This window comes from Lederbergia ruris (assembly GCF_018332955.1).
In the GTDB taxonomy this organism is placed as follows: Bacteria; Bacillota; Bacilli; order Bacillales; family Bacillaceae_C; genus Lederbergia; species Lederbergia ruris.
In genome coordinates this window covers 1-21637 of the sequence record NZ_BORB01000011.1, presented here as the reverse complement: position 1 = coordinate 21637, position 21637 = coordinate 1, and the positions used below count along the sequence as shown (strand labels likewise).

The 21637-nt window shown below is 37.5% G+C and carries 25 protein-coding genes, 1 pseudogene and 1 riboswitch; of the genes and pseudogenes, 22 read left to right on the top strand and 4 right to left on the bottom strand.

Annotated features, from left to right (window positions below; all coding sequences use genetic code 11):
* Positions 1-47: 47 nt before the first annotated feature.
* The 9 genes from KI363_RS07935 (at position 48) to KI363_RS07895 (ending at position 9051) form a co-directional block, all read left to right on the top strand.
* Entirely contained in the window at positions 48-611 is a 564-nt protein-coding gene (locus KI363_RS07935; RefSeq protein ID WP_212966099.1) for a histidine phosphatase family protein, read from the top strand.
* Positions 612-677: 66 nt separating this feature from the next.
* A complete protein-coding gene (locus KI363_RS07930) occupies positions 678-1193 on the top strand; it encodes a DNA topology modulation protein (protein ID WP_158323980.1) in 516 nt (171 codons plus the stop codon).
* Positions 1194-1279: 86 nt separating this feature from the next.
* Positions 1280-2065, top strand: a complete 786-nt coding sequence (locus KI363_RS07925) for a nucleotidyltransferase domain-containing protein (protein ID WP_212966049.1) — start codon at positions 1280-1282, stop codon at positions 2063-2065.
* Positions 2066-2231: 166 nt separating this feature from the next.
* The gene (locus KI363_RS07920; RefSeq protein ID WP_158323977.1) at positions 2232-2792 is read left to right on the top strand and encodes a GNAT family N-acetyltransferase; all 561 of its coding nucleotides are present in this window, start codon (positions 2232-2234) and stop codon (positions 2790-2792) included.
* Between the two features lie 135 nt (positions 2793-2927).
* Positions 2928-3078: riboswitch (cyclic di-AMP (ydaO/yuaA leader) on the top strand.
* A gap of 474 nt (positions 3079-3552) precedes the next feature.
* Positions 3553-4815 (top strand): cation:dicarboxylate symporter family transporter, encoded by a 1263-nt coding sequence (locus KI363_RS07915; protein WP_212966048.1) that lies wholly within the window; start codon positions 3553-3555, stop codon positions 4813-4815.
* A 236-nt stretch (positions 4816-5051) separates the two neighbouring features.
* The gene (locus KI363_RS07910; RefSeq protein WP_212966047.1) at positions 5052-5354 is read left to right on the top strand and encodes a metal-sensing transcriptional repressor; all 303 of its coding nucleotides are present in this window, start codon (positions 5052-5054) and stop codon (positions 5352-5354) included.
* A gap of 13 nt (positions 5355-5367) precedes the next feature.
* A complete protein-coding gene (locus KI363_RS07905) occupies positions 5368-7752 on the top strand; it encodes a heavy metal translocating P-type ATPase (protein ID WP_212966046.1) in 2385 nt (794 codons plus the stop codon).
* 750 nt (positions 7753-8502) lie between these two features.
* Positions 8503-8706 carry a copper chaperone CopZ gene (gene copZ / locus KI363_RS07900; RefSeq protein WP_158322296.1) on the top strand — a complete coding sequence of 68 codons (204 nt, stop codon included), beginning with the start codon at positions 8503-8505 and terminating at the stop codon, positions 8704-8706.
* A 180-nt stretch (positions 8707-8886) separates the two neighbouring features.
* The gene (locus KI363_RS07895) at positions 8887-9051 is read left to right on the top strand and encodes a hypothetical protein (protein WP_191967462.1); all 165 of its coding nucleotides are present in this window, start codon (positions 8887-8889) and stop codon (positions 9049-9051) included.
* A gap of 187 nt (positions 9052-9238) precedes the next feature.
* Here KI363_RS07895 and KI363_RS07890 read toward each other — a convergent pair whose 3' ends face one another.
* Together KI363_RS07890 and KI363_RS07885 are read right to left on the bottom strand one after the other, a co-directional pair.
* Positions 9239-9718, bottom strand: coding sequence for a DUF4188 domain-containing protein (locus tag KI363_RS07890; protein ID WP_212966045.1), 480 nt, complete (start codon positions 9716-9718; stop codon positions 9239-9241).
* Between the two features lie 158 nt (positions 9719-9876).
* Positions 9877-10422, bottom strand: coding sequence for a PadR family transcriptional regulator (locus KI363_RS07885; RefSeq protein WP_212966044.1), 546 nt, complete (start codon positions 10420-10422; stop codon positions 9877-9879).
* Between the two features lie 222 nt (positions 10423-10644).
* Between KI363_RS07885 and KI363_RS07880 the strand changes: the two genes are divergently transcribed.
* From KI363_RS07880 to KI363_RS07820, 13 genes are all read left to right on the top strand, one after another.
* Positions 10645-11127, top strand: coding sequence for a DUF2975 domain-containing protein (locus KI363_RS07880; RefSeq protein WP_212966043.1), 483 nt, complete (start codon positions 10645-10647; stop codon positions 11125-11127).
* A gap of 10 nt (positions 11128-11137) precedes the next feature.
* The gene (locus KI363_RS07875; protein ID WP_212966042.1) at positions 11138-11362 is read left to right on the top strand and encodes a helix-turn-helix domain-containing protein; all 225 of its coding nucleotides are present in this window, start codon (positions 11138-11140) and stop codon (positions 11360-11362) included.
* A gap of 64 nt (positions 11363-11426) precedes the next feature.
* Positions 11427-12245, top strand: coding sequence for a DUF817 domain-containing protein (locus tag KI363_RS07870; RefSeq protein WP_212966098.1), 819 nt, complete (start codon positions 11427-11429; stop codon positions 12243-12245).
* A gap of 205 nt (positions 12246-12450) precedes the next feature.
* Complete coding sequence (locus tag KI363_RS07865; RefSeq protein WP_158323610.1) at positions 12451-13140, top strand: response regulator transcription factor; 690 nt, start codon at positions 12451-12453, stop codon at positions 13138-13140.
* The gene (locus tag KI363_RS07860) at positions 13137-14396 is read left to right on the top strand and encodes a HAMP domain-containing sensor histidine kinase (protein ID WP_212966041.1); all 1260 of its coding nucleotides are present in this window, start codon (positions 13137-13139) and stop codon (positions 14394-14396) included. Before KI363_RS07865 ends, KI363_RS07860 begins: the two co-directional genes overlap by 4 nt.
* Before the next feature lie 121 nt (positions 14397-14517).
* Positions 14518-15279 carry an ABC transporter ATP-binding protein gene (locus KI363_RS07855; protein ID WP_212966040.1) on the top strand — a complete coding sequence of 254 codons (762 nt, stop codon included), beginning with the start codon at positions 14518-14520 and terminating at the stop codon, positions 15277-15279.
* Positions 15280-15290: 11 nt separating this feature from the next.
* Entirely contained in the window at positions 15291-17168 is a 1878-nt protein-coding gene (locus tag KI363_RS07850) for an ABC transporter permease (protein ID WP_246516813.1), read from the top strand.
* A gap of 5 nt (positions 17169-17173) precedes the next feature.
* Complete coding sequence (locus tag KI363_RS07845; protein WP_212966038.1) at positions 17174-17629, top strand: FtsX-like permease family protein; 456 nt, start codon at positions 17174-17176, stop codon at positions 17627-17629.
* A 236-nt stretch (positions 17630-17865) separates the two neighbouring features.
* Positions 17866-18366: an RNA polymerase sigma factor gene (locus KI363_RS07840; RefSeq protein ID WP_212966037.1), complete on the top strand. Its 501-nt coding sequence runs from the start codon at positions 17866-17868 to the stop codon at positions 18364-18366.
* Entirely contained in the window at positions 18363-18851 is a 489-nt protein-coding gene (locus tag KI363_RS07835; RefSeq protein ID WP_212966036.1) for a hypothetical protein, read from the top strand. The genes KI363_RS07840 and KI363_RS07835 overlap by 4 nt, the downstream gene beginning before the upstream one ends.
* A 24-nt stretch (positions 18852-18875) precedes the next feature.
* Positions 18876-19547, top strand: coding sequence for a YesK family protein (locus KI363_RS07830; RefSeq protein ID WP_505744238.1), 672 nt, complete (start codon positions 18876-18878; stop codon positions 19545-19547).
* Positions 19548-19964: 417 nt separating this feature from the next.
* The gene (locus KI363_RS07825; RefSeq protein ID WP_212966034.1) at positions 19965-20513 is read left to right on the top strand and encodes an NADPH-dependent FMN reductase; all 549 of its coding nucleotides are present in this window, start codon (positions 19965-19967) and stop codon (positions 20511-20513) included.
* Positions 20514-20761: 248 nt separating this feature from the next.
* Complete coding sequence (locus tag KI363_RS07820; RefSeq protein ID WP_158323603.1) at positions 20762-21310, top strand: NADPH-dependent FMN reductase; 549 nt, start codon at positions 20762-20764, stop codon at positions 21308-21310.
* A gap of 41 nt (positions 21311-21351) precedes the next feature.
* Here KI363_RS07820 and KI363_RS21980 read toward each other — a convergent pair.
* Both KI363_RS21980 and KI363_RS07815 read right to left on the bottom strand, forming a co-directional pair.
* A pseudogene (locus tag KI363_RS21980) lies at positions 21352-21458 on the bottom strand (LysR family transcriptional regulator); the annotation flags it as partial.
* 57 nt (positions 21459-21515) lie between these two features.
* Positions 21516-21637: transposase (locus KI363_RS07815; protein ID WP_212966097.1), on the bottom strand; the 122-nt coding region annotated here is incomplete at its 5' end.

Below are 21637 nucleotides of genomic sequence, written 5' to 3'. Positions count from 1 at the left end.
TCCATAACGCGCTATAATTTAACGTTGGTTAGGAGGTGGTCCATTTGCTGACGAATTTATATTTAGTTAGACATGCCCATTCGATCTATACCCCAGACGAGTTGGAAAGACCTTTGTCTGAAGGCGGTTTTGCTGGTGCCCAAACAGTGACCGAATTACTAAAAGAGGAAAATATTGATTATGTTTATTCCAGTCCCTATAAGCGTGCAATGCAAACCATAGAAGGATTGGCTAGATACATAGATAAAGAAATTCATATTGAAAATGATTTTAAAGAACGTATTTTAGCTGAGAAACCTGTAGAAAATTTCACGATAGCCATTACAAAAGTCTGGGAGGACGATGATTTTTCATGGAGTGGCGGGGAATCCAATAGAATTGCTCAAAAAAGAGGGTGCCGCGCTATTTTACAAGTCTTAGAAAGTCACAAAGGGAAAAACGTTGTAATTAGCACTCATGGCAATATAATGGTGTTAATAATGAATTATTTCGATTCTAGTTACGGATTTGATTTTTGGAAGAAACTTGACATGCCCGATATATATAAATGTTCATTTAACGAAAAGAAGCTTATAGAGGTGCAGAGAATATGGAAGAACTCTACCCTTTAGGGTGTAGGAAAACCAAATAACGTTTATTATATTGCGTTTTACGCTTGTAAGGCGAGGAGGGATCTGGTGAAAAAGGTCGCTATTATCGGTTCGGGAGGCTCAGGGAAATCTACTTTAGCCAGGAAGTTAGGAGAATTATTAAAGATTGAGGTATTTCATCTCGATGCGTTATTTTGGAAACCCGGGTGGATTGGAACGTCCAAACAAGAGCAACGACTCGTTCAAAATGAATTAGTAGAAAAAGAAAAATGGATTTTTGATGGAAATTACGGCGGAACTATGGATATTCGTTTGAATAAAGCGGATACGATTATTTTTCTAGATATGCCACGAACCATCTGTGTGTATCGTGTCATCAAACGGTGGATTCAATACCGAAATAAGACGCGGCCGGATATGGGAGAAGGCTGTGAAGAAAAAATTTCAGTTGAATTTTTAAAATGGGTATGGGAGTATCCAAAATCAAACAAACCGATAATCTTAAAAAAATTGGCGTCGTTTTCAACTGAAAAAGAAATCGTGATCTTACGTTCTCCCATGGAGGTAGAGCAATTTTTAAATAAAATAAAAAAATTTTCTTAGCATTCTTTTATGATATAAGCAGTAAACTTGCAAGTAAATATTGGCTATATGAAAATAGAGCCTATTTTTCAGATGGAGGTGTAAGGATGAAGCAAGATGAGGCAGTCCGCACCATTTCGCAAAGTTTAATAAAGGATAATCAGGTGAAGGCCATTTTTCTGAAAGGTTCCATGGGAAGAGGAGAATATGACGAGTATTCAGATGTTGATCTTTATTGTTTGGTAGATGAAAAAGAGGAAGAAGACTTTTTGAGTCGGAGATTAAAACATTTAGAATCTTATCGAAAAATATTGTTTTATGAAGACTACTTTATCATCGCACCGCAAATTATAGCTGTTTATGATAATCTGCTTCATGTTGATTTATTTACTGTGACTGAAAAGACATTTAAAGAAAAGGATTTTTTTCGTGTAGTGTATGACCCTGAAAATAAGTTAGCTAAATTCCAATCCACCCAAAATTTGTTGCTCTCTAAAGAAGAATTTCATGATTGTGCTTATGATGTGGCTTGGTTTCTATTTCAATATCATAAGGCAAACCAAAGAGGCAATGACTTATGGGCTGTCGAAATGTTACAAAATGTGATGGTCAACCTTTCAAAAGTATTGCTACATAGATATAGACCTGAACGGGCTCAATTGGGATTAAAAGCTCTTGAATCCCTTTTACCCTCCAGTCATCTCAATAAAGTAAAGACAATTTTTACATATAATACACCAGCTTCACATAATAGAGCGATATTTCATTTAATGAATTTGTTAAATGATGAAATCGATTGGATTGAATCCAATGTGGGTAGGAATGCACAAGCGGGGCCGTTCTTGAGGATGATGATAAATTTATTGACATCATCCAATGAAAAGAATACATAAGGGTAGGGAAATGTCTAACAATAGCAGACTGGAATGTCTATACTTGCGAGAATGCTAAGTTATTTGAATGATAAATATGCGCAATCATTTTTTCAGAAATCGAATGGTACCAATTAGGGATATTTGAAACCAATTAAAATATTTTGGTAGGATAGGAGTGCATCCAATGAATCCAATACTGAAAGAATTTCCAGAAGAGTTTTCAACTGAGCGATTAGTTATTCGAATGCCGAGACCAGGAGATGGTAAAGTTGTACATGAGGCGATAAGGGCCTCCATAAATGAGCTAAAGCCTTGGATGCCATTTGCTCAAAAAGAGCAATCTGAACAAGATGTTGAAGTAAATATTAGGTCAGCTTATATTTCCTTTTTGAAAAGAGAAGATTTAAGATTATTGGTATTTTTAAAAGAAACAGGAGAATTCGTTGCTTCCTCTGGGTTGCATAGAATCGATTGGTCAATTCCCAAGTTCGAGATCGGATACTGGATCGACAGCCGTTTTAGTGGGGAAGGATATATGACAGAAGCGGTTAAGGGGATTGCTCAATTTGCCTTTCGGGAATTGCAAGCCAGACGGGTAGAAATTAGGTGCGATGCAAAAAATATGAAGAGCAGAGCCATTCCAGAAAGATTAGGGTTTTCATTAGAAGGTATTCTAAAAAATGATGATGTCTCTCCAGATACGAATCAATTAAGGGATACATGCATATATGCAAAAATAGTGTGAAGTACACAAGGGCATAAATCTTCGAGAAAATGATAGATTTGAAAAGGGAGCTGCTATTAAGATAGCTCCCTTTTCCATGGGAACTCTCTACTATTTACAAAATGATGTTATATTAGTATAATTAAAAAGCGCTTTATATGATTTTCGCTTAATCTTATGTTAAGAGCGGGGGACCCAATCTTTACGGCGGTATGTCCGCGTGGGGTGAATCCTATTAATGGATGGGCTTGCTGTTTCCCATAGTCCTAACCCGAAAGCTAACCTCGTCAGCGTTTAAAGAGGATGTTCAAAAAGTCCGGTAAAAATGACACTGCGAATTTCTTCGTTGGCTTGCTTCTTCGCTGCTCATGTATCAGGTTAGAGGATCTTCTGCTAAAACCGCCCACGTCCTGTGGGCAACGCAGAAGTCAGTACATCCTGTACAAGTCCGCTCCTTGGAAAAGAAAACCACTTTTCCGGCGTGCGATGCGGATTCAGGGAAGCTTTCCTTGTGCTCAAAGCTACGCCGCCTCGAACTTTCGACGCACAGGATGTGCTAGTGTCGGCGTTGCTGACAGGACGTCAGCGCCTTTAGCCGACGGGTCCTTTTTATCCTCCTTTTTGAACACGTTCTTAAAGGAAACAAATGAATATATGATATGGTGGGAATTGACACAACCCGTGTCTTTTTTTGTTTGCCGATTATCGTTTTTATTTCAATCATCTTTGTTTTCCTTGCCTAAACACACATTATATAACGAACGAGAAGGTAGGGTAATTGATGAAAAAATTTAAATTAAGTTTAGCTAACCAAATTTTTATTGGTCTTATTTTAGGGATTATTGTGGGTGGTATTTTCTACGGAAGTGAAACAGCCCAAGGGATCTTACAACCATTCGGTGATCTGTTTCTTCGGTTAATTAAAATGATTGTTGTGCCCATTGTCCTGTCTAGTATTATCGTTGCCATTGCTGGAGTTGGAGATTTGAAATCCGTTGGTAAACTTGGCGTCAAATCCTTAACTTATTTTATTGGTATGACTTTGGTTGCCATTATGGTTGGCCTTATTGCTGGTAATCTCTTTCAGCCTGGTGCTGGATTAAATACGGACAACCTAGAGCGAAGTGATATTTCAAGCTATGTCGAAACAACGAAAGAACAAGAAGGCAAGTCGATAGCGGATACTCTTTTACATATCGTTCCGACCAATCCGCTACAGGCGATGGTGGAGGGAGATATGCTCGCGATCATCTTCTTTGCTGTTGTGTTTGGCCTTGGAATCGCAGCAATTGGCGATAAAGGGAAACCTGTATTGAAATTCTTTGAAGGTATGGCTAATGCAATGTTCTATGTGACAAACCTATTTATGAAATATGCACCAATCGGGGTATTTGCCTTAATCGGTGTAACGATTTCTAAATATGGTTTTAAATCCCTCATTCCATTAGGCAAGTTAGCTTTCACTGTATATGGAACGATGGCTTTCTTTATTATTATTGTGTTAGGTTTGATGGCTAGAATTGTTGGATTTCGTATCTTTACTTTATTAAAGATGATAAAAGAAGAATTAATTTTGGCTTTTTCAACATCAAGTTCAGAAACAGTGCTTCCGAGAATTATGGACAAAATGGAGCAAGCAGGAAGTCCGAAACATATTGCTTCATTCGTTATTCCAACAGGTTACTCTTTTAATTTAGATGGCTCTGTTTTATATCAAGCGATTGCCTCGTTATTTATTGCACAAATGTTCGGGATAGAATTAAGCATTGGACATCAAATTACCTTAATGTTAGTTTTGATGGTGACATCTAAAGGAATGGCTGGAGTGCCAGGTGTATCGTTTGTCGTGTTACTTGCTACCTTTAGTACGATTGGATTACCTGCCGAAGGGTTAGCGTTTATTGCGGGAATCGATCGCATTCTTGACATGGGACGTACCGTAGTGAACGTGGTCGGGAACTCACTAGCGGCGATTGTGATTGCGAAATGGGAAGGGCAATTTAACCCTCCAACGGAAGAAGAATTAATTGAACAACCTTTATAATATTATTTAGGGAAACACTCACTAATGTTGATAACATTCATATTTGTGAGTGTTTTTTTTTGTGAATGTCATGGGACCCTTTCTTTGTGCTTGTCTTAGTTATTATCCCCTTGTTCATACATTGCAAATGTATATTTTCGGGGTTCAGGATAAACTAAAAATGCTTTAGGCACTTCTGTTGACAATTATACCATATAGGGGTATAGTATAGATATAAAGAAAAGGAAGTGATTCATTTGGATAAATTCTTGCATGATCACCCGGTTAAACCTAGAACAAAAGATGAAAGGCAAGCGGTCATCAACCGTTTAAAGCGAATAGAAGGTCAAGTTCGTGGCATACAAAAAATGGTGGAAGATGATCGTTATTGCTTAGATATTTTAGTACAAATTAGTGCGATTCAATCCGCTTTAAAAAATGTAGGTTTCGCGATCACTGAACGACATATCAACCATTGTGTCAGTGATGCGATCAAACAAGGGGAGGGGAAAGAAACCATCGAGGAATTGATGGGAGTATTAAAACAGTTTTCTAAGTAAGGAGGGAGTTATGATGAGTGAAACAAACCATGCAACACTTGGTATAACAGGTATGACTTGTGCTGCTTGTTCCAATCGTGTTGAAAAAACATTAAATAAAATGGATGGGGTCGATGCCCAAGTCAATTTAACAACAGAAAAGGCCACCGTCGATTTTGATCCAGAGAAAACGTCTATTGAAGATATTACGAAAAAAATAGAAAATATCGGTTATAGTGTTCTAATGGAAAAGGCTGAATTTGATGTCTTTGGGATGACTTGTGCGGCTTGTTCTACCCGTATTGAAAAAATACTAAATAAACAAGAAGGGGTTAAACGTGCAACGGTAAACTTAACGACCGAAAGTGCAACGGTTGAATATAACCCTGGATTAGTTGATCCAAAGGCATTAATAGGGAAAATCCAAAATATTGGCTATGATGCGAAACCAAAAGCAGAAGCCGATGAAAAACAAACGTATAAAGAAAAAGAACTGCAACATAAGAAGACGAAACTAATTGTTTCAGCTGTTCTATCTGCTCCATTACTATTAACGATGCTCGTTCATTTATTTGGCATGAATCTACCGGATATATTCATGAATCCATGGTTCCAATTTGCTTTAGCAACACCTGTTCAATTTATCATTGGATGGCAATTTTATGTTGGTGCCTATAAGAACCTGAAGAATGGTGGAGCGAACATGGATGTGCTTGTTGCATTAGGGACAAGTGCTGCTTATTTCTATAGTTTATACGAAGCTGTTAAGACAATTGGCCATCCTGACTATATGCCGCATTTGTATTTTGAAACAAGCGCAGTATTAATTACGTTAATTTTATTTGGTAAATATTTGGAGGCAAGAGCCAAAAGTCAAACGACCAATGCGTTATCTGAATTGCTTAATTTACAAGCAAAAGAGGCTCGTGTCATAAGGGATGGCAAAGAAGTACTGATTCCGGTTGAAAATGTAGTGGTTGGGGATCATTTGATTGTAAAACCAGGAGAAAAAATACCTGTAGATGGTATCCTTGTAAAGGGAAGAACATCTGTTGATGAATCGATGCTTACAGGCGAGTCTATCCCGATTGAAAAGGAAACAGGAGCGAAAATGATTGGATCTACGATAAATAAAAATGGCTCTATTGAAATGAAAGCGACAAAAGTTGGGAAAGATACGGCCCTCGCTTCTATTATAAAGGTCGTGGAAGAAGCGCAAGGATCGAAAGCACCTATCCAACGTTTGGCTGATATAATTTCCGGTTATTTCGTTCCAATTGTCATCGGTATTGCGATTATCACCTTTATTATCTGGATTGCGTTTGTTCAACCTGGCCAAGTTGAATCCGGCTTAGTTGCAGCCATTGCTGTCCTTGTTATTGCCTGTCCTTGTGCGTTAGGGCTGGCAACTCCAACATCGATTATGGTAGGAACTGGAAAGGCAGCCGAAAATGGAATCTTATTTAAAGGTGGAGAACACCTAGAAAGAACCCATCAATTAGAGGCAATCGTTCTTGATAAAACAGGAACCATCACAAAAGGAAAACCTGAAGTAACCGACTTTTCCGGTGATGAAGAAACATTACAACTTTTAGCTAGTGCGGAAAAAGGATCTGAACATCCACTTGCAGGAGCGATTGTGGCATACGCAACAGAGAATGATATTGATTTTGTGGATGTGGATGAATTTAACGCCATAGCTGGCCATGGTATTGAAGCGAAGATGTCTGGAAAACATGTTCTTGTTGGAAATCGAAAATTAATGAATGACCATCAAATTCATATTGAGGGTTATGAAGAGAAATTAGTTGAATTTGAAAACAATGGTAAAACAGCTATGTTGATTGCAATTGATGGAAAGTATCGTGGCATTGTGGCCGTTGCAGATACCATTAAAGAAACCGCACCACAAGCCATTCGAGAGTTAAAAGACTTGGGAATTGAAGTGATCATGTTAACAGGTGATAATGAAAGAACGGCACAAGCGATTGCAAAACAAGTTGGAATCGATCAAGTCATTGCTCAAGTATTACCTGAAGAAAAAGCAGATAAAGTAAAAGAACTTCAATCACAGGGTAAAAAAGTCGCAATGGTGGGAGATGGTGTGAACGATGCACCTGCATTAGTTACAGCAGATATTGGAATCGCCATTGGAACAGGGACAGAAGTGGCGATTGAAGCGGCTGACTTGACGATTCTTGGCGGTGAGCTATTGCTCATTCCAAAGGCCATTAAAATAAGCCATGCAACGATTCGAAATATCCGGCAAAACCTCTTCTGGGCTTTCGGATACAATACAGCAGGCATCCCGATTGCTGCAGTCGGTTTACTTGCACCATGGATTGCTGGCGCAGCAATGGCATTAAGTTCGGTAAGTGTTGTTTCGAACTCACTTCGCTTAAAACGAGTGAAACTATAAGAAAAGCACAAGCGCCCGTTAGCGACGTACAAACTTAGTCCATAAGGATGAACGGCTAAAGGCGCGCCGTCCTGGCGCAACGCCGTTCTGACCCACATCCTGTGGGCCTCCGTCCTGGCGGCAGACTCAATCGCGACGTCCTGTCGCTTCGTCTGCACTAGTACATCCTTGTACGTCGCAACGCTGTTCTGACCAACATCCTGTTGGCCTGAGATAAAGGAAACACCATGAGCTTGAAAAGCGGAAGGCGGTTGTTCAGGGGCGACAAGCAAATGTTCTGGAATCCTGGAAGGGCGTTCTTTCCCTTCCAAGATTCCAGGTTATTTGACCTCGAGCCCCTACCGCCTGCAGCTAGACATTGAAAAGCGGAAGGCGGTTGTTCAGGGGCGACAAGCAAATGTTCTGGAACCCTGGAAGGGCGTTCTTTCCCTTCCAGGGTTCCAGGTTATTTGACCTCGAGCCCCTACCGCCTGCAGCTAGACATTGAAAAGCGGAAGGCGGTTGTTCAGGGGCGACAAGCAAATGTTCTGGAACCCTGGAAGGGCGTTCTTTCCCTTCTAGGGTTCCAGGTTATTTGACCTCGAGCCCCTACCGCCTGTAGCTAGACATTGAAAAGCGAATGGATGTTGACTTACGCAAGCAGGCACCGAAAGTTTGCTAGTCGCTGGGCGCTGGAGCTAGATCCAAACACTCGCCAAATTTTATACTCTAATCTTATAAAAGGACCAATTTAAAGGAGGTGAATAGGTCATGGAGAAAACGCTAAATGTACAAGGCATGACATGTGGTCATTGTAAAATGTCCGTTGAAAGTGCATTGAAAAAATTAGATGGCGTATCTGCGGCTGAAGTTCATTTGGAAACTGGTAAAGTAGATGTTACCTTTGATGAATCTAAAGTAAATGTTGAAGCTATGAAAGAAGCTATTGAAGAACAAGGCTATGATATTGCCTAAATATATGAATAAAAGCTGATTTTCTGTTTGGAAAATCAGCTTTTATATTTTATCTTTCGTTTGGCACATTATAAAAATAAATTTGCATAAGGGAGATATGATTGATGGGGAATGTCCTATTAGAAATCGTACCCCAAACTGAACAGAATCACCTACAACGGTCATGATTAGGGGGCAATCGTGACCGTATTTGAAGAAAAGAATCCGATACGGTCACGAATAAGTGCGAATCGTGCCCGAATTCGGGGAAAAGGACCAGAAGCGGTCACGAATAAAAAAATCGTGAACATAAATATACAACCAAGTACAAAAGGAAAGGGCTCTCACTGGTTATCAACTCTATAAAAGGCATGAATAGGGTAGCATATTTTGTCTCTATTCTATGATAGAATGAAAAAAATCCTATGTGGAAAGATGAGGGCAAGAAATGCTAGGGCAGATTTTGTTCAACATAATAAAGTCAAACGCTCAGTTCAATGATGAATGAACTGGGCGTTTTTTTGCTGTTAAAATGATCAATTTTTATATGAATCTAGGTATATCTTTTGAGTCGTTTTAGCGCACCCATATTTTCTTTTGCAATCGGAATATGCTTCATAGCTTTCCCTAACCCATATAAAGGCATATTTCCATAGACTGATTCATACTTGCCCTTCTTTAGTTCGTAGGTTTCATGATATATACCAACAGCCGCATTATTACCGACTTTTTTGTTGAAATTTTTCCACGCACTTAAATGTTTTTTACCTTTGGCGTAGGCTAATAAATCTTCGGTAGATCGCCAATATTGAATCATAACAGTGGTTCTCAGTCCAAAATAGCTTTCCATCGAGAGAAATCCTAATTCTTCTTTATGTGTATACAGCTCTTTAATCATGCCAGGCATGGCGGTAAACACTGGTCCCCATTTATGAATGGCGAAGCGGTTGTTCACACGCATTCCAATTAGAAAAACGACGACATCCTTATCGTTTTCGGTTGTATAACGTCCGGCATAAATATTTTTTGTCATGTTGATTCTCCTTTTATCCCGCATTAACGGGCAGTAATCCCTCACCTCAAGGCTTTAGAGAATACGGAGAAGCTCCGGTGAGGGATAAACTGCCCGTAACAGCCCGATTGGTTCAACTAACAACAGTGGGGATGGAAGAAACCCCACTGATTGAAGTTTCACTTTATAAAATGCTCCTTCGTTGCATCACACCATTCAATGGCCGCATTTGTTACGCGTTTTCCATAATCCAAAGTAAATAACCAATAAGTTACATCTTCTGTGTTATGAGGGGTGGAAGTAATCATTTTTTCTATATTTTGATAAAGTTGGTAGCGTTCTACTAACTTTTGTTGATAATCTTCGAGTTGTAATAAGGTGTTTTCCTTAGATTGGTGACGTCCAAAAAATAATTTTAATAAAACTTCGTTTCGTTCAACTGGTATTTGCTCAATTGGTGTTTCCAGCCAGTTTTTAAAAACAGCTTTTCCTTTATCAGTCAGAAAATATTCATTTCGTTCAGGCTTGCCTCTTTCTGATAAGGTTTGAACGATTGATAATTCCTCCTCAACAATCAATTTCAGAGTAGGATAAATTTGTCCATAACTGATTTTCCAAAAATGATTTAAGCTCTGATCAATCAGCTGTTTAATCGCATACCCCGTTCTGCATCCAGTCGTCAAAATGCCTAGAATCGCGTAAGTTGTATGATTGTACTTTTTCATTTTTATATCACCTATCTAATTGATATGTATCATTTAGATATATAATACGATATTTGTTACTCAGATGTCAAAGGGTGTATATATAAAGTTAGTCTGAATTTTGCTTTATACAGAAAGAATAAATTAACAATAAAAAAATCATAAGTAGGAATAAAAATTTATTGTAATTCGATAAATGGAGTGTTAAAATCAATTTGACATTGACCAAGTGAGGTGCTTTTTATGAAACGAGGCTCAACGCTTTTTTTGAAAATAGCTGTTTTTCTGATTGGGACTCCCATTCTTGCTTTATGTCTATTTGGATTACCAATGGTCGCCAAAGAGGCAGTGGATAGTTATTCGGAGTTTGCTTATGTACTGTACGGCATTTTGATTGTGATGTATATATCAGCGATTCCGTTTTTTATTGCATTGTACCAGGCATTTAAACTTTTAAGTTATATTGACAAAAACGAGGCGTTCGCAGATATCTCTGTAAAAGCTTTAAAAAATATAAAATACTGTGCAATCTCGATCAGTAGCTTTTATGTCGTGGGCATGCCACTCTTCTATTTTATGGCGGAGGTAGATGATGCTCCAGGAATCATCGTCATCGGATTGATCATTATTTTTGCTTCTTTGGTCATCGCCGTCTTTGCGGCTGTTCTGCAAAGACTTTTAAAAGAGGCGATCGCTATAAAATCAGAAAATGACTTAACGGTCTGAGGTGAATAAGATGGCAATTATCATCAATATTGATGTGATGTTGGCTAAAAGGAAGATGAGTGTGACAGAACTTTCAGAGAGAGTCGGAATTACAATGGCAAACCTTTCGATTTTGAAAAATGGAAAAGCCAAAGCGATTCGCTTATCAACATTAGATGCAATTTGTAAAGCTTTAGAATGTCAACCAGGAGATATTTTAGAATATCAAAATAATGAAGGCATTGAAGATGAATAGGAGAAAATGCTTGCAAGAAACCGGCGAGTTCCATTCAAATACATTGCAAAAAGAGGAGTTATCGATGAATTTAGCCATTGAAAATAAGTCACAGAAAAAGCCTTTAAAGGCACAAGTTGTAAGAGCAGCTAAACAACTCATTCATTTTGGTTGGGAGCAGGCGCTGTCCTGTTTGTTTCCTGTCGTTATTTTTTCCTCCTTAGCTTTGACGAAAATCTTACCACTCCCATTCCTTGGTCGATACGACTGGATGCTGATCATTTGCCTTCTAATGCAATGGTGGATGGTGCGTTCAGGGCTTGAAACGAAGGACGAATTAAAGGTGATTACAATGTTTCACCTGATTGGGCTTGCCCTCGAACTTTTTAAAGTACATATGGGTTCTTGGTCATATCCAGAGGATGGCTATTTTAAAATTTTCGGTGTGCCACTTTACAGCGGATTTATGTATGCAAGTGTTGCGAGTTATCTTTGCCAGGCATGGAGAAGGTTAAAGGTTGATCTAATTAAGTGGCCACCATTTCTGATCGTTGCGCCGCTTGCCATAGCTATTTATCTGAACTTTTTTACCCATCATTATTGGATCGATATCCGGTGGTGGTTAGCTGGACTTGTGATCATTGTCTTCTGGAAAACGTGGGTGACATACGAAGTAAATGGAGCACGTTACCGGATGCCACTTGCCTTTTCTTTTATGTTAATCGGCTTTTTCATCTGGATCGCCGAAAATATTGCCACGTTCTTTGGCGCTTGGACATATCCGAACCAGGCAGAAGTATGGAGCCTTGTCCATTTAGGAAAAGTCAGCTCTTGGGTCTTATTAGTCATTGTTAGTTTTCTAATTGTCGCGATGTTGAAGCGAGTGAAGGGGAAACAAGGTTAGAAAAGTAAATTTTGAAAAGCCTCAGTACCTCCTAAATAATGCCCCTTAGAATAAGATTAGCATTTGCTAGTAAACCGCTTGTCATGATAAAAAGATTTCCAACCAACGGAAATAGTCCTATTAATGTACATCTGCTTACCAGATATCATGTATACTGTATATATCTAGACATAGATTTAGATAGTATATTTCTAGGAGATTTGCTATGAAATTAGATTGCTTGATTGTGGATGATGAGATTGCTTTAGTGGAAACAACTTGTGAGTATTTTAATATGTTTGAGGTTAAAACAGCGTTTGTGACAAGTGCTAAGGAATGTGAACGCTTTTTGTCGGAGCATGAACCATCATTGATTCTTCTTGATATTAATCTTGGAGACTCTTCTGGATTTGATTTATGTAAAAAGTTACGTAAAACAACACAGATTCCGATTCTATTTATTAGTGCACGTTCTAGTGATGATGACGTTCTGATTGCTTTAAATATAGGTGGAGACGATTACATTCAAAAGCCTTATACACTAAGTATTCTACTGGCCAAAGTGAAAGCTGTCTTAAAAAGATATGGGAATGACATGGACAATCAGCCAGATGTTTTGGAATTTGGCCAGATCCAAATGGATACGAAGCTGCAACGCGTCCGAATAAATAATGCTGAGATTCAATTAAAAACGATGGAATATAAACTTTTGTCTTATTTGGCGAAAAATAAAAATCGCATTATTCCAAAAGATGAACTGTTTCAAAATGTGTGGGGAGATTCCTTTGTAGGAGATGGAACTTTGAATGTACATATTCGACATTTACGAGAGAAAATTGAAAAAGATCCAAAGAATCCACAATTAATCAAAACGATTTGGGGAACAGGGTATGTTTTAGAGGATGCCAATCAATGAAAGTAAAAAGGTTAATCGTCTTGAATTTGCTTGTTTTTAGTGTTGGTATGATGCTCTCTGTCATGATTATTCATAACAAAAATAGCTCAGAAGTCGATCTTGTAGCCATGAATGAATTGGTTAAAACGATTGAAAAAAATTGGGGGAAGGAGGAATCCTTTAACAAACTCGATTTTAAACAGTCATTTTCCGTCGTAGATCCTTCAGGAAAGCTGGTTTATCAAACTTCAGGCAGTCATTATATCAATTTATACGAATCAATCAAACATAGAGAAACTATTATCGATATATGGCAAAACAACGAAATGGTTGGGAAATTGATTATCCCCAATAAGGATCATGAAATATTACAACAAATAAAAAAAGAACTGATTATAGCGATCAGTTTGATCTTTAGCTTCCTCATGGTTACGAGTATTATATATATTGTTTATATTGATAGAACATTATTGAAGCCGTTTCAACACTTGAAAGATTTTGCAGCAAATGTGGCACGGGGTAATCTAGATATCCCTTTAAACATGACCCAGAATAATTACTTTGGTGCCTTTACGGAAAGTTTTGATTTAATGCGTGAAGAACTTAGCCTTGCACGGCAAAGAGAATATGAATCCAATCGAAGCAAGAAAGAGCTTGTGGCTACATTAAGTCACGATATTAAGACACCTATTGCTTCGATCAAAGCGGTTAGTGAATTGCTGCTTATACAAGCTAAAGATGAAAAGGTAACGAAACAAGTGAATACCATCTATTCAAAAGCTGAGCAAATTGACTTACTTGTTACGGATATGTTCCATGCCACTTTAGAAGAACTGCAACAGTTGAAATTGACTGTAACGGAAGAATCGAGTGAAATACTCATTGATATGATTGAAAATGTTAATTATGATCAGCAAATTATTCATGACCCCATTCCGGAATGTATGATTTTAATGGATCCTGTTCGCATGCAACAGGTGATAGATAATATTATCAGCAACTCATATAAGTATGCCGGAACAAGGATTACCGTTCACTCGCAAATCAATCAAGGTTATCTCGAACTTCATATTCTCGACTTTGGACCAGGAATCAGCGCAGAAGAATTGCCACTTTTATTTAATAAATATTATCGGGGGAAAAATGTAAAAGGAGAGAATGGTTCAGGCTTAGGTCTCTTTATATCGAAGTACTTCATGGAGAATATGAAGGGAGAAATTAGCTGTTCCAACCGCAATGATGGTTTTACAGTTGTCCTGAAAATTAAGTTGGCTTAAGATTTTAGAATTAATTAAGAATTGCACAAAGATTTAATAAGAATTTATTTTGTATGCTAAGACTGTAAGCTTTTTTACAGTCTTTTTTGAGGTGGAAAATAAAGGAGCGTGCCTATAAACCATGACAAAAACCATTATTGAAACGGAGAAGCTATGTAAAAGCTTTTCTAGCGGTGGAATTCAGCAGCATGTATTAAAAAATTTAGATATTCGTTTATTTGAAGGGGATTTTACGATCATCATGGGGAGTTCAGGGTCTGGAAAATCCACTTTACTTTATGCATTAAGTGGTATGGATCAACCGACATTAGGTCGTATCGATTTTGCTGGGAAAAATTTAGTCAAATTAAATAATGATCAATTAGCTGTTTTTCGAAGAAAACATTGTGGGTTTGTATTTCAGCAAATTTATTTACTAGACAATATGAGCGTACTTGATAATGTACTAGCAAGTGGTCTTTTAGTAAATAAAAATAAGCGGGAACTTGTAAAAGAATCTAAAGAACTACTATTGCAGGTAGGAATTCATGAAAACTCATGGTCTAAATTTCCAACGCAGCTTTCTGGTGGGGAAGCGCAACGAGTAGGGATTGTTAGAGCATTAATTAACCGTCCGAAAGTCCTGTTTGCAGATGAGCCAACAGGTGCTTTAAACTCAGCAGCTAGTAAGCGGGTCTTAGATGTAATCACGAATGTCCATGATAATGGGCAAAGTATTGTCGTGGTCACACATGATATTCAAACAGCATTACGGGGAAATCGCATTCTTTATTTGCGCGATGGTGTCATTTGTGGAGATTTACAGTTAGGGGCATACTGTGAGAGTGAAAATGACGAGCGGCATGAAAAGCTCAAACATTTCCTTGCAGAAATGGGGTGGTAAAAGTGAGTATTATGAAGCTGGCGTTGGCCAATATTAGAAAAGGTAAATCGGCGATGGTTTCTTTATTTGTCTTTATATTAGTTGCTGCGGTGCTGCTGAATATAGGGTTAATGGTAATGACTCAAATCAATGCATTCTTTGATCATAAAGTAGAACAATTAAAAGATCCACATGTCACAATCATGATGGATGATACTAGTAATCAAGCAGAGTATGAAGCATTTATAGCAAACTATCCTGGTGTATCTGTGGAAGAAACAGAAAATATTATAAAAATGAATATGGCTAAATTTGATTTTGGGAATGGGGAATTATCAAACAGTGTTATTTTATTTAATGCGGATGCAAAACGCGATGTTGCACCCTTACAATTGATTGAAAAGCGGAACACTACCTCGAATAGTGATGACGAAATTTATGTACCTTATAGTTTTAAAAACGGGGGATATACATTAGGCGATCATTTTACCATTACTTATCAAAACAAAAAGTATGAGTATCAGATTGCTGGATTCTTTGAAACAACCATGATGGGCACGAGCAATATTGGTATGATGAAATTTATGTTACCGGAAAAATCGTATGATAAATTGTTAAATGAATTAGATGATCAATCAGAGGGTATGATGATTTCTGCGATAATGGATGACCAAACACAATCAGCGAAATTAGAAACTGAATTTATGAGAGAATTTCAACGGTCAACAGGGGAAGAAACCATTTTTGATATTGAGTCATTAAATATAGATCTGGTGAAGAGCGTCAATACATTAACGATTAATATCGTTGCTACAATATTAGTTACTTTTGCAGCTATTATCGTACTTATTTCACTCATAGTCATTAGGTTCCGAGTTTCCAGTAGCATTGAGGATGGAATGGTGAATATCGGCGTACTTAAAGCTATTGGCTATACGAGTAGGCAAATTCTTTTATCGATTATTTTACAATTTATCTTAGTTTCATTAAGTGCAAGTATAGTAGGTATTGCAGTGTCATATGGACTTATGCCTTTCTTTGGAGAGATAATATCATCTTTATCTGGATTAATATGGTCTCAGAGTTTTGATATAACAATGAATTTAGTTAGCATATTTTTTGTTGCCTTCTGTGTCATTACCGTTACATTACTATCAGCCATCACTATCCGAAAGATCCCCCCTGTTTCGGCACTTCGTGGTGGGGTCAAAACGCATAACTTTAGAAGAAATCATTTTCCTTTAGAGAAAGCAAAGGGTAGTCTTCATTTTTTACTGGCTATGAAATCGATGTTAGTTCATGCAAAACAAAATATCATGATTCTCTTAATCACAATCGCGCTAACTTTTACATCAATCTTTTCAATGGTTCTTTATTACAATATTGCTTCAGACAAAACGGCCTTTATTAACTTATTTGGATCTGAACCGGCCAATGTGTACATAATGGTTCAATCAGATGCAAATATTAAGGAGCTTATGAGTAACTTTGAAAAAATGGATCATGTAGAAAAATTGAGTATTTTTGACTTGATTCAAACGAAAATTGACGGTCAGACCGCATATACAAACGTTACAGAGGATTATGATCAGTTAGAAAATAATATTGTTTATGAGGGACGGCAGCCAAAGTATGAGAATGAAATAGCGATCTCTTGGGTTATATCAAGTCAAATCAATAAAGGAATTGGCGATACGGTTGAATTGAAATATGGAGATGAAACAGGTAATTTCCTAATTACCGGTCTTAGTCAGTCCATTGGTAATGCAGGCCAGATTGCTGCATTAACGATGGAAGGAATGCAACAATTACATTCAAATTATCAAGGATCGACTCTTTATGTATATTTGGATGGGATATCGAATAAAGACTTTATCGATAATGTCCAAGAGGAATACGGGGGGCCATAGCTGAGATGTTAGATATCGATGAAAATATCGAAAGCCAAACAGGGATGTATACAGCTGCCGTGTTTGCCGTGATGTTGATGGTATTGGCCATTACCGTTGTGGTCGTAGTGATGATTCTATATCTGGTGATCAAAACGGTCATTATTAAACGCAAGCAAGAGTTTGGCGTCATGAAAGCAATAGGCTATTCGACGATTCAATTGATGAATCAAATATCCATTAGTTTTTTACCTATAATCATTACAGGAGTCGTAATCGGTGGTATACTCGGTTACTTTTTCACGAATCCTATACTTTCCGTATTACTTTCCAGTGCAGGGGTAAAGCGTTTAGACTTTATTGTTCATTTTCCGATTATTCTAATGGTTTGTGTAGGAATCTTAATTTTAGCCTATATTGTCTCCATGTTCGTATCCCGGAAGATTAAGAAAATTTCTGCTTACGGTTTAATGGCAGAATAGATGACCCTGCGAGCCGCCCCCTGGAAGGGCTGTTACACTCGGATCGTTCCATGTTCACGCATGGGCGGTCTTTTATTATGTTGTTATGAACTTCTGAATAAAGCAATTCGATTTTTACTTTACAATTAACCTGTGTGCCTAAAATGGGGGAGGATCTAAAAACTTTTCTATAAAACGTAAAACCTTTTTCATTTTAAATCGTCTCTTTAGTAAGGGAGATTTTATGGAGGATAAACATGCTGAATCAAAATCCATTTGGGGTGATTGAAGGGCTTTATAAAGAGCATTACACCTATTTACGGCACTTTCTAATCGGACTAACGAAAAGTGACGAGCTAGCTGATGATATTATTCAGGAATTATTTGCGAAAATGTTAACGGATCCAGCAAAAACTCAACAAGTGACACATATGAAAAGTTGGTTAGTGAAGGCAGCAAAGAATACATTCCTCGATCATTATCGAAAAAAGAAACCAGAGCTGTTATATGATGAAAGTGTCATTGAAAGCTTATTGATAGAGAATCAAACACCTGAATCGAAAATGATGATTCAATTTCAAATTAAAACAGCTTTAGGTCATTTATCGACCCAAGATCAAGCAATTTTCTTAGCAAAGTTTCACTATGGCTATCATTATCAAGAAATTAGTACACTCTTGGATATACCTGTTCCTACATTGAAATCTAAGATATTCAGAATGCGCAAGCAAATGGCTAAAGAGAGGTGCAAAACATGAATGAGTTTCAAAAAATTCATATTCTTTCTCGTGAATTAATACTTGTGTTTGATGAGCTTGAACAGGAAACAAAAGAAGTTCTTCTCGAGCATATCCAAGATTGTCAGGAGTGTCAGCGAGTATATAGTGATACATCGAAAGCAGAAGATCATCCAACTCCAACAAGAGAAGAAGAGGTCGGAATCAAGCCATTAAAGAAATTAGTCCAGTTTAATCGAGGGCTAAAATGGTTGTTTATTACGATTCGAGCACTGCTTTTATTTTATATTATTTTTTCAGCCATTCAATTATACAACTGGGAGCTATCTGCTAATGCGGCCATTGACTATATTAAAAGTGGCACCTTCCTGTTCTATTTCCCAGCGGTGCTTTTTTTAACTGTATTTGCGATGATGTTTTTTAATAAACGCTGGATTGTCATTTCTCTTCTTTTTGATTTGTGCATCATTTTATTTTTAGATACGTTGATATCGCTCTTCATTTAATGAACAGGGGTGAATTTTTTGGGAATGCTTATGACTATGGGTTTCTTTTTAGGGATTTTGATCTATCTTTTTACTTTTGTTGCCGCGAAAAAAACAGGGAAATTCTATTTAGCCCCGCTTGTGACATTTTTAATTGCAATGTTTATCGTTTTTTATAGTTTATTTAAGATAGGCGGCTTTGAAGGCATGGGCTTTGGTATTTTGGGAGCTTGCATGTGGGGAGTAGCGATCATTGGAGTACTCTTTTTACCTTTTATGAAAGGGATGAAAAAGTCTGAGTTTACAAAACTGGATAAATCCATTCTCGTCATCATTCCACTACTGCTTTTTGCGTTGATTGGCTGGGGGATGTACGAAAGCAAAGGATATTGGATTAGTGGTGAGGGTGATATGGCCGCCGGACAAGGTACGGCTACCTATTATACAATCTCCACCATATCAGAAGGGAAAAAACAACTACTGATTCAATTAGGGGAGGAATATGAAGGGAAAGCAATTAAGATCGAAAATATAAAAACCATCGGTAATACCGAGATTATAATCAGTGCTATTGATGAAGGAGAAGTGGAAAGACTTCCATATATTAAGATAGGTCTAGATAAAATCGTCGAACCACTGGAAATTCGCATGAAAGATGGAGAAAACATTCCACCAAAGTTTGATTATTACTTTTGGAGAAAGACTCCACTTAACTGAAATTGTGTTGCTATGTTACCTTTAAAATAGTCTTTTTAATGATTTTGTGGATGAATTGGGAATGAATGGTAAAATAGAAGAAAAAGAAAACGATTTCAATTGATATAATTCCACTTCGATTCTAAAAAAATAGTGGTTTTGAGTGAAGCCATATAATGATGCGATAGCAAGAAAGGCAATAACCGGGAAATAATCTCATTTTCATTAGTTACTTGACTTAATATGCTTATATAACTATACTTACTTACATAAAGTAACCGGTTGGGATTTTACAATATAGGAAAGAAAACCAGATGTTACTAGTTTGAAAGTATAGAGTTGGTGAACAATTAGCTTGATCAGTTCAGCTAATTTTTAGCTAGCTTGCTAAGTAGGGAACAAAAAATATTAGGGAAGCAAACCATGGAGGAAGAATGAATGACAACTGAAAAATTAAACATTGGAATTATTTTAGGGAGTACACGACAAGGGCGAGTAAGTCCACAAGTAGGAGAATGGGTGAAAGGAATTGCCGCTCAACGCGGAGATGCTCATTATGAAATCGTTGATATTGCGGAATACAATCTCCCACTTTTTGGAACAACTGATGGAACAGAACCGGGAATTGTCGCGTGGAATGAAAAACTTGCCAGCTTTGATGGCTTTGTATTTATTGTTCAAGAGTATAACCATAGTATTACGAGCGCTCTAAAAAATGCGATCGATTTTGCTCGAGAAGCTTGGTATGACAAAGCTGCTGGGATTGTAAGTTATGGCTCAACTGGTGGAGCACGCGCTGCTGAACATTTGCGCGGTATTTTAGCAGAACAAAAAGTTGCAGATGTTCGTACACATCCAACTTTAAGCTTATTTACAGATTTCGTGAATGCAACAGAATTTCAACCACAAGAATTGCATCTTGTAAATGTTAACACCATGTTAGATGAGGTACTTGCCTGGAGTGGAGCATTAAAAACTTTAAGATAAGTGAATGAATTTAAACCGACCTTCTTTTTTTATAAAATAGGTCGGTTTTTTTGTAGGTTAGAAGGTAAAATTCACATTTACTTGAATTACATAATAGAGACAATCTTGCTAATTCGTAAATGAAAGTAGGTGAGAATAACGATAGGATAGTACAGTAAACAAACTTTTTAATTATATTAAATCGTTGTATTTCGGGAATAGTAACTAGAACCAGTTATTTACAATTAAAAAATAGGGAGGAAACAAAAATGGCAAAAGTTGGAATTTTAGTCGGAAGTCTCCGTAAAGATTCATTCTCTAAAAAAATTGCTCAAAATGTTGCACCCCTCTTTCCAGAAGGATACGAAACAGAAATGATAGAAATCGGCCATCTGCCTTTATACAATCAGGATTACGATGATGAAAACAAGGTACCAGAGGCATATACTATATTTCGGACAACAATGCAGGCAATAGACGCAGTATTATTCGTCACTCCTGAATACAATCGTTCGGTGCCCTCTGTATTAAAAAATGCATTGGACGTAGGGTCAAGACCTTATGGCTCAAGTGTATGGGATGGTAAGCCTGCCGCGATTATTAGCCAATCTCCCGGAAATTTAAGTGCATTTGGTGCCAATCATCATTTACGACAATCCCTTGTCTTTTTAAATATGCCAATACTACAGCAACCAGAAGCATATCTTGGAAATGTTGCAGAATTGTTAGATGAAAATGGACACTTAAAAAACGAAGGAACAAGAGAATTTTTACAAACCTTTGTGGATGCGTTTATTGAGTTAATCAAGAAACATTAGCAGCATAATTATCATGGAAGGCGGCCGTAGATGGCTGCCTTTTTAAGTTGTTGGCTTAATGGAGGTTGAGAAATATGAAGCCGTTCAGCAGCGGCAGAAATCTTACTTGTACAATTACTATAAAATGCCGAAGTTGTCTTATATCCAATTGAACAAAAAAGCGAAGGTGCAGTCCCCTTCAAAATGCGCCGCATTTAGTGGGGGGTTAGCCTTCGCGGTCTTGATTTTTGATATATTCCTTTATTACTGATATCGGTGCTCCCCCTGTTGTAAGCAGAAGGTAGCTTTTACTCCAAAAATACGGTTTCCAATAATAGGGTTTAAGAT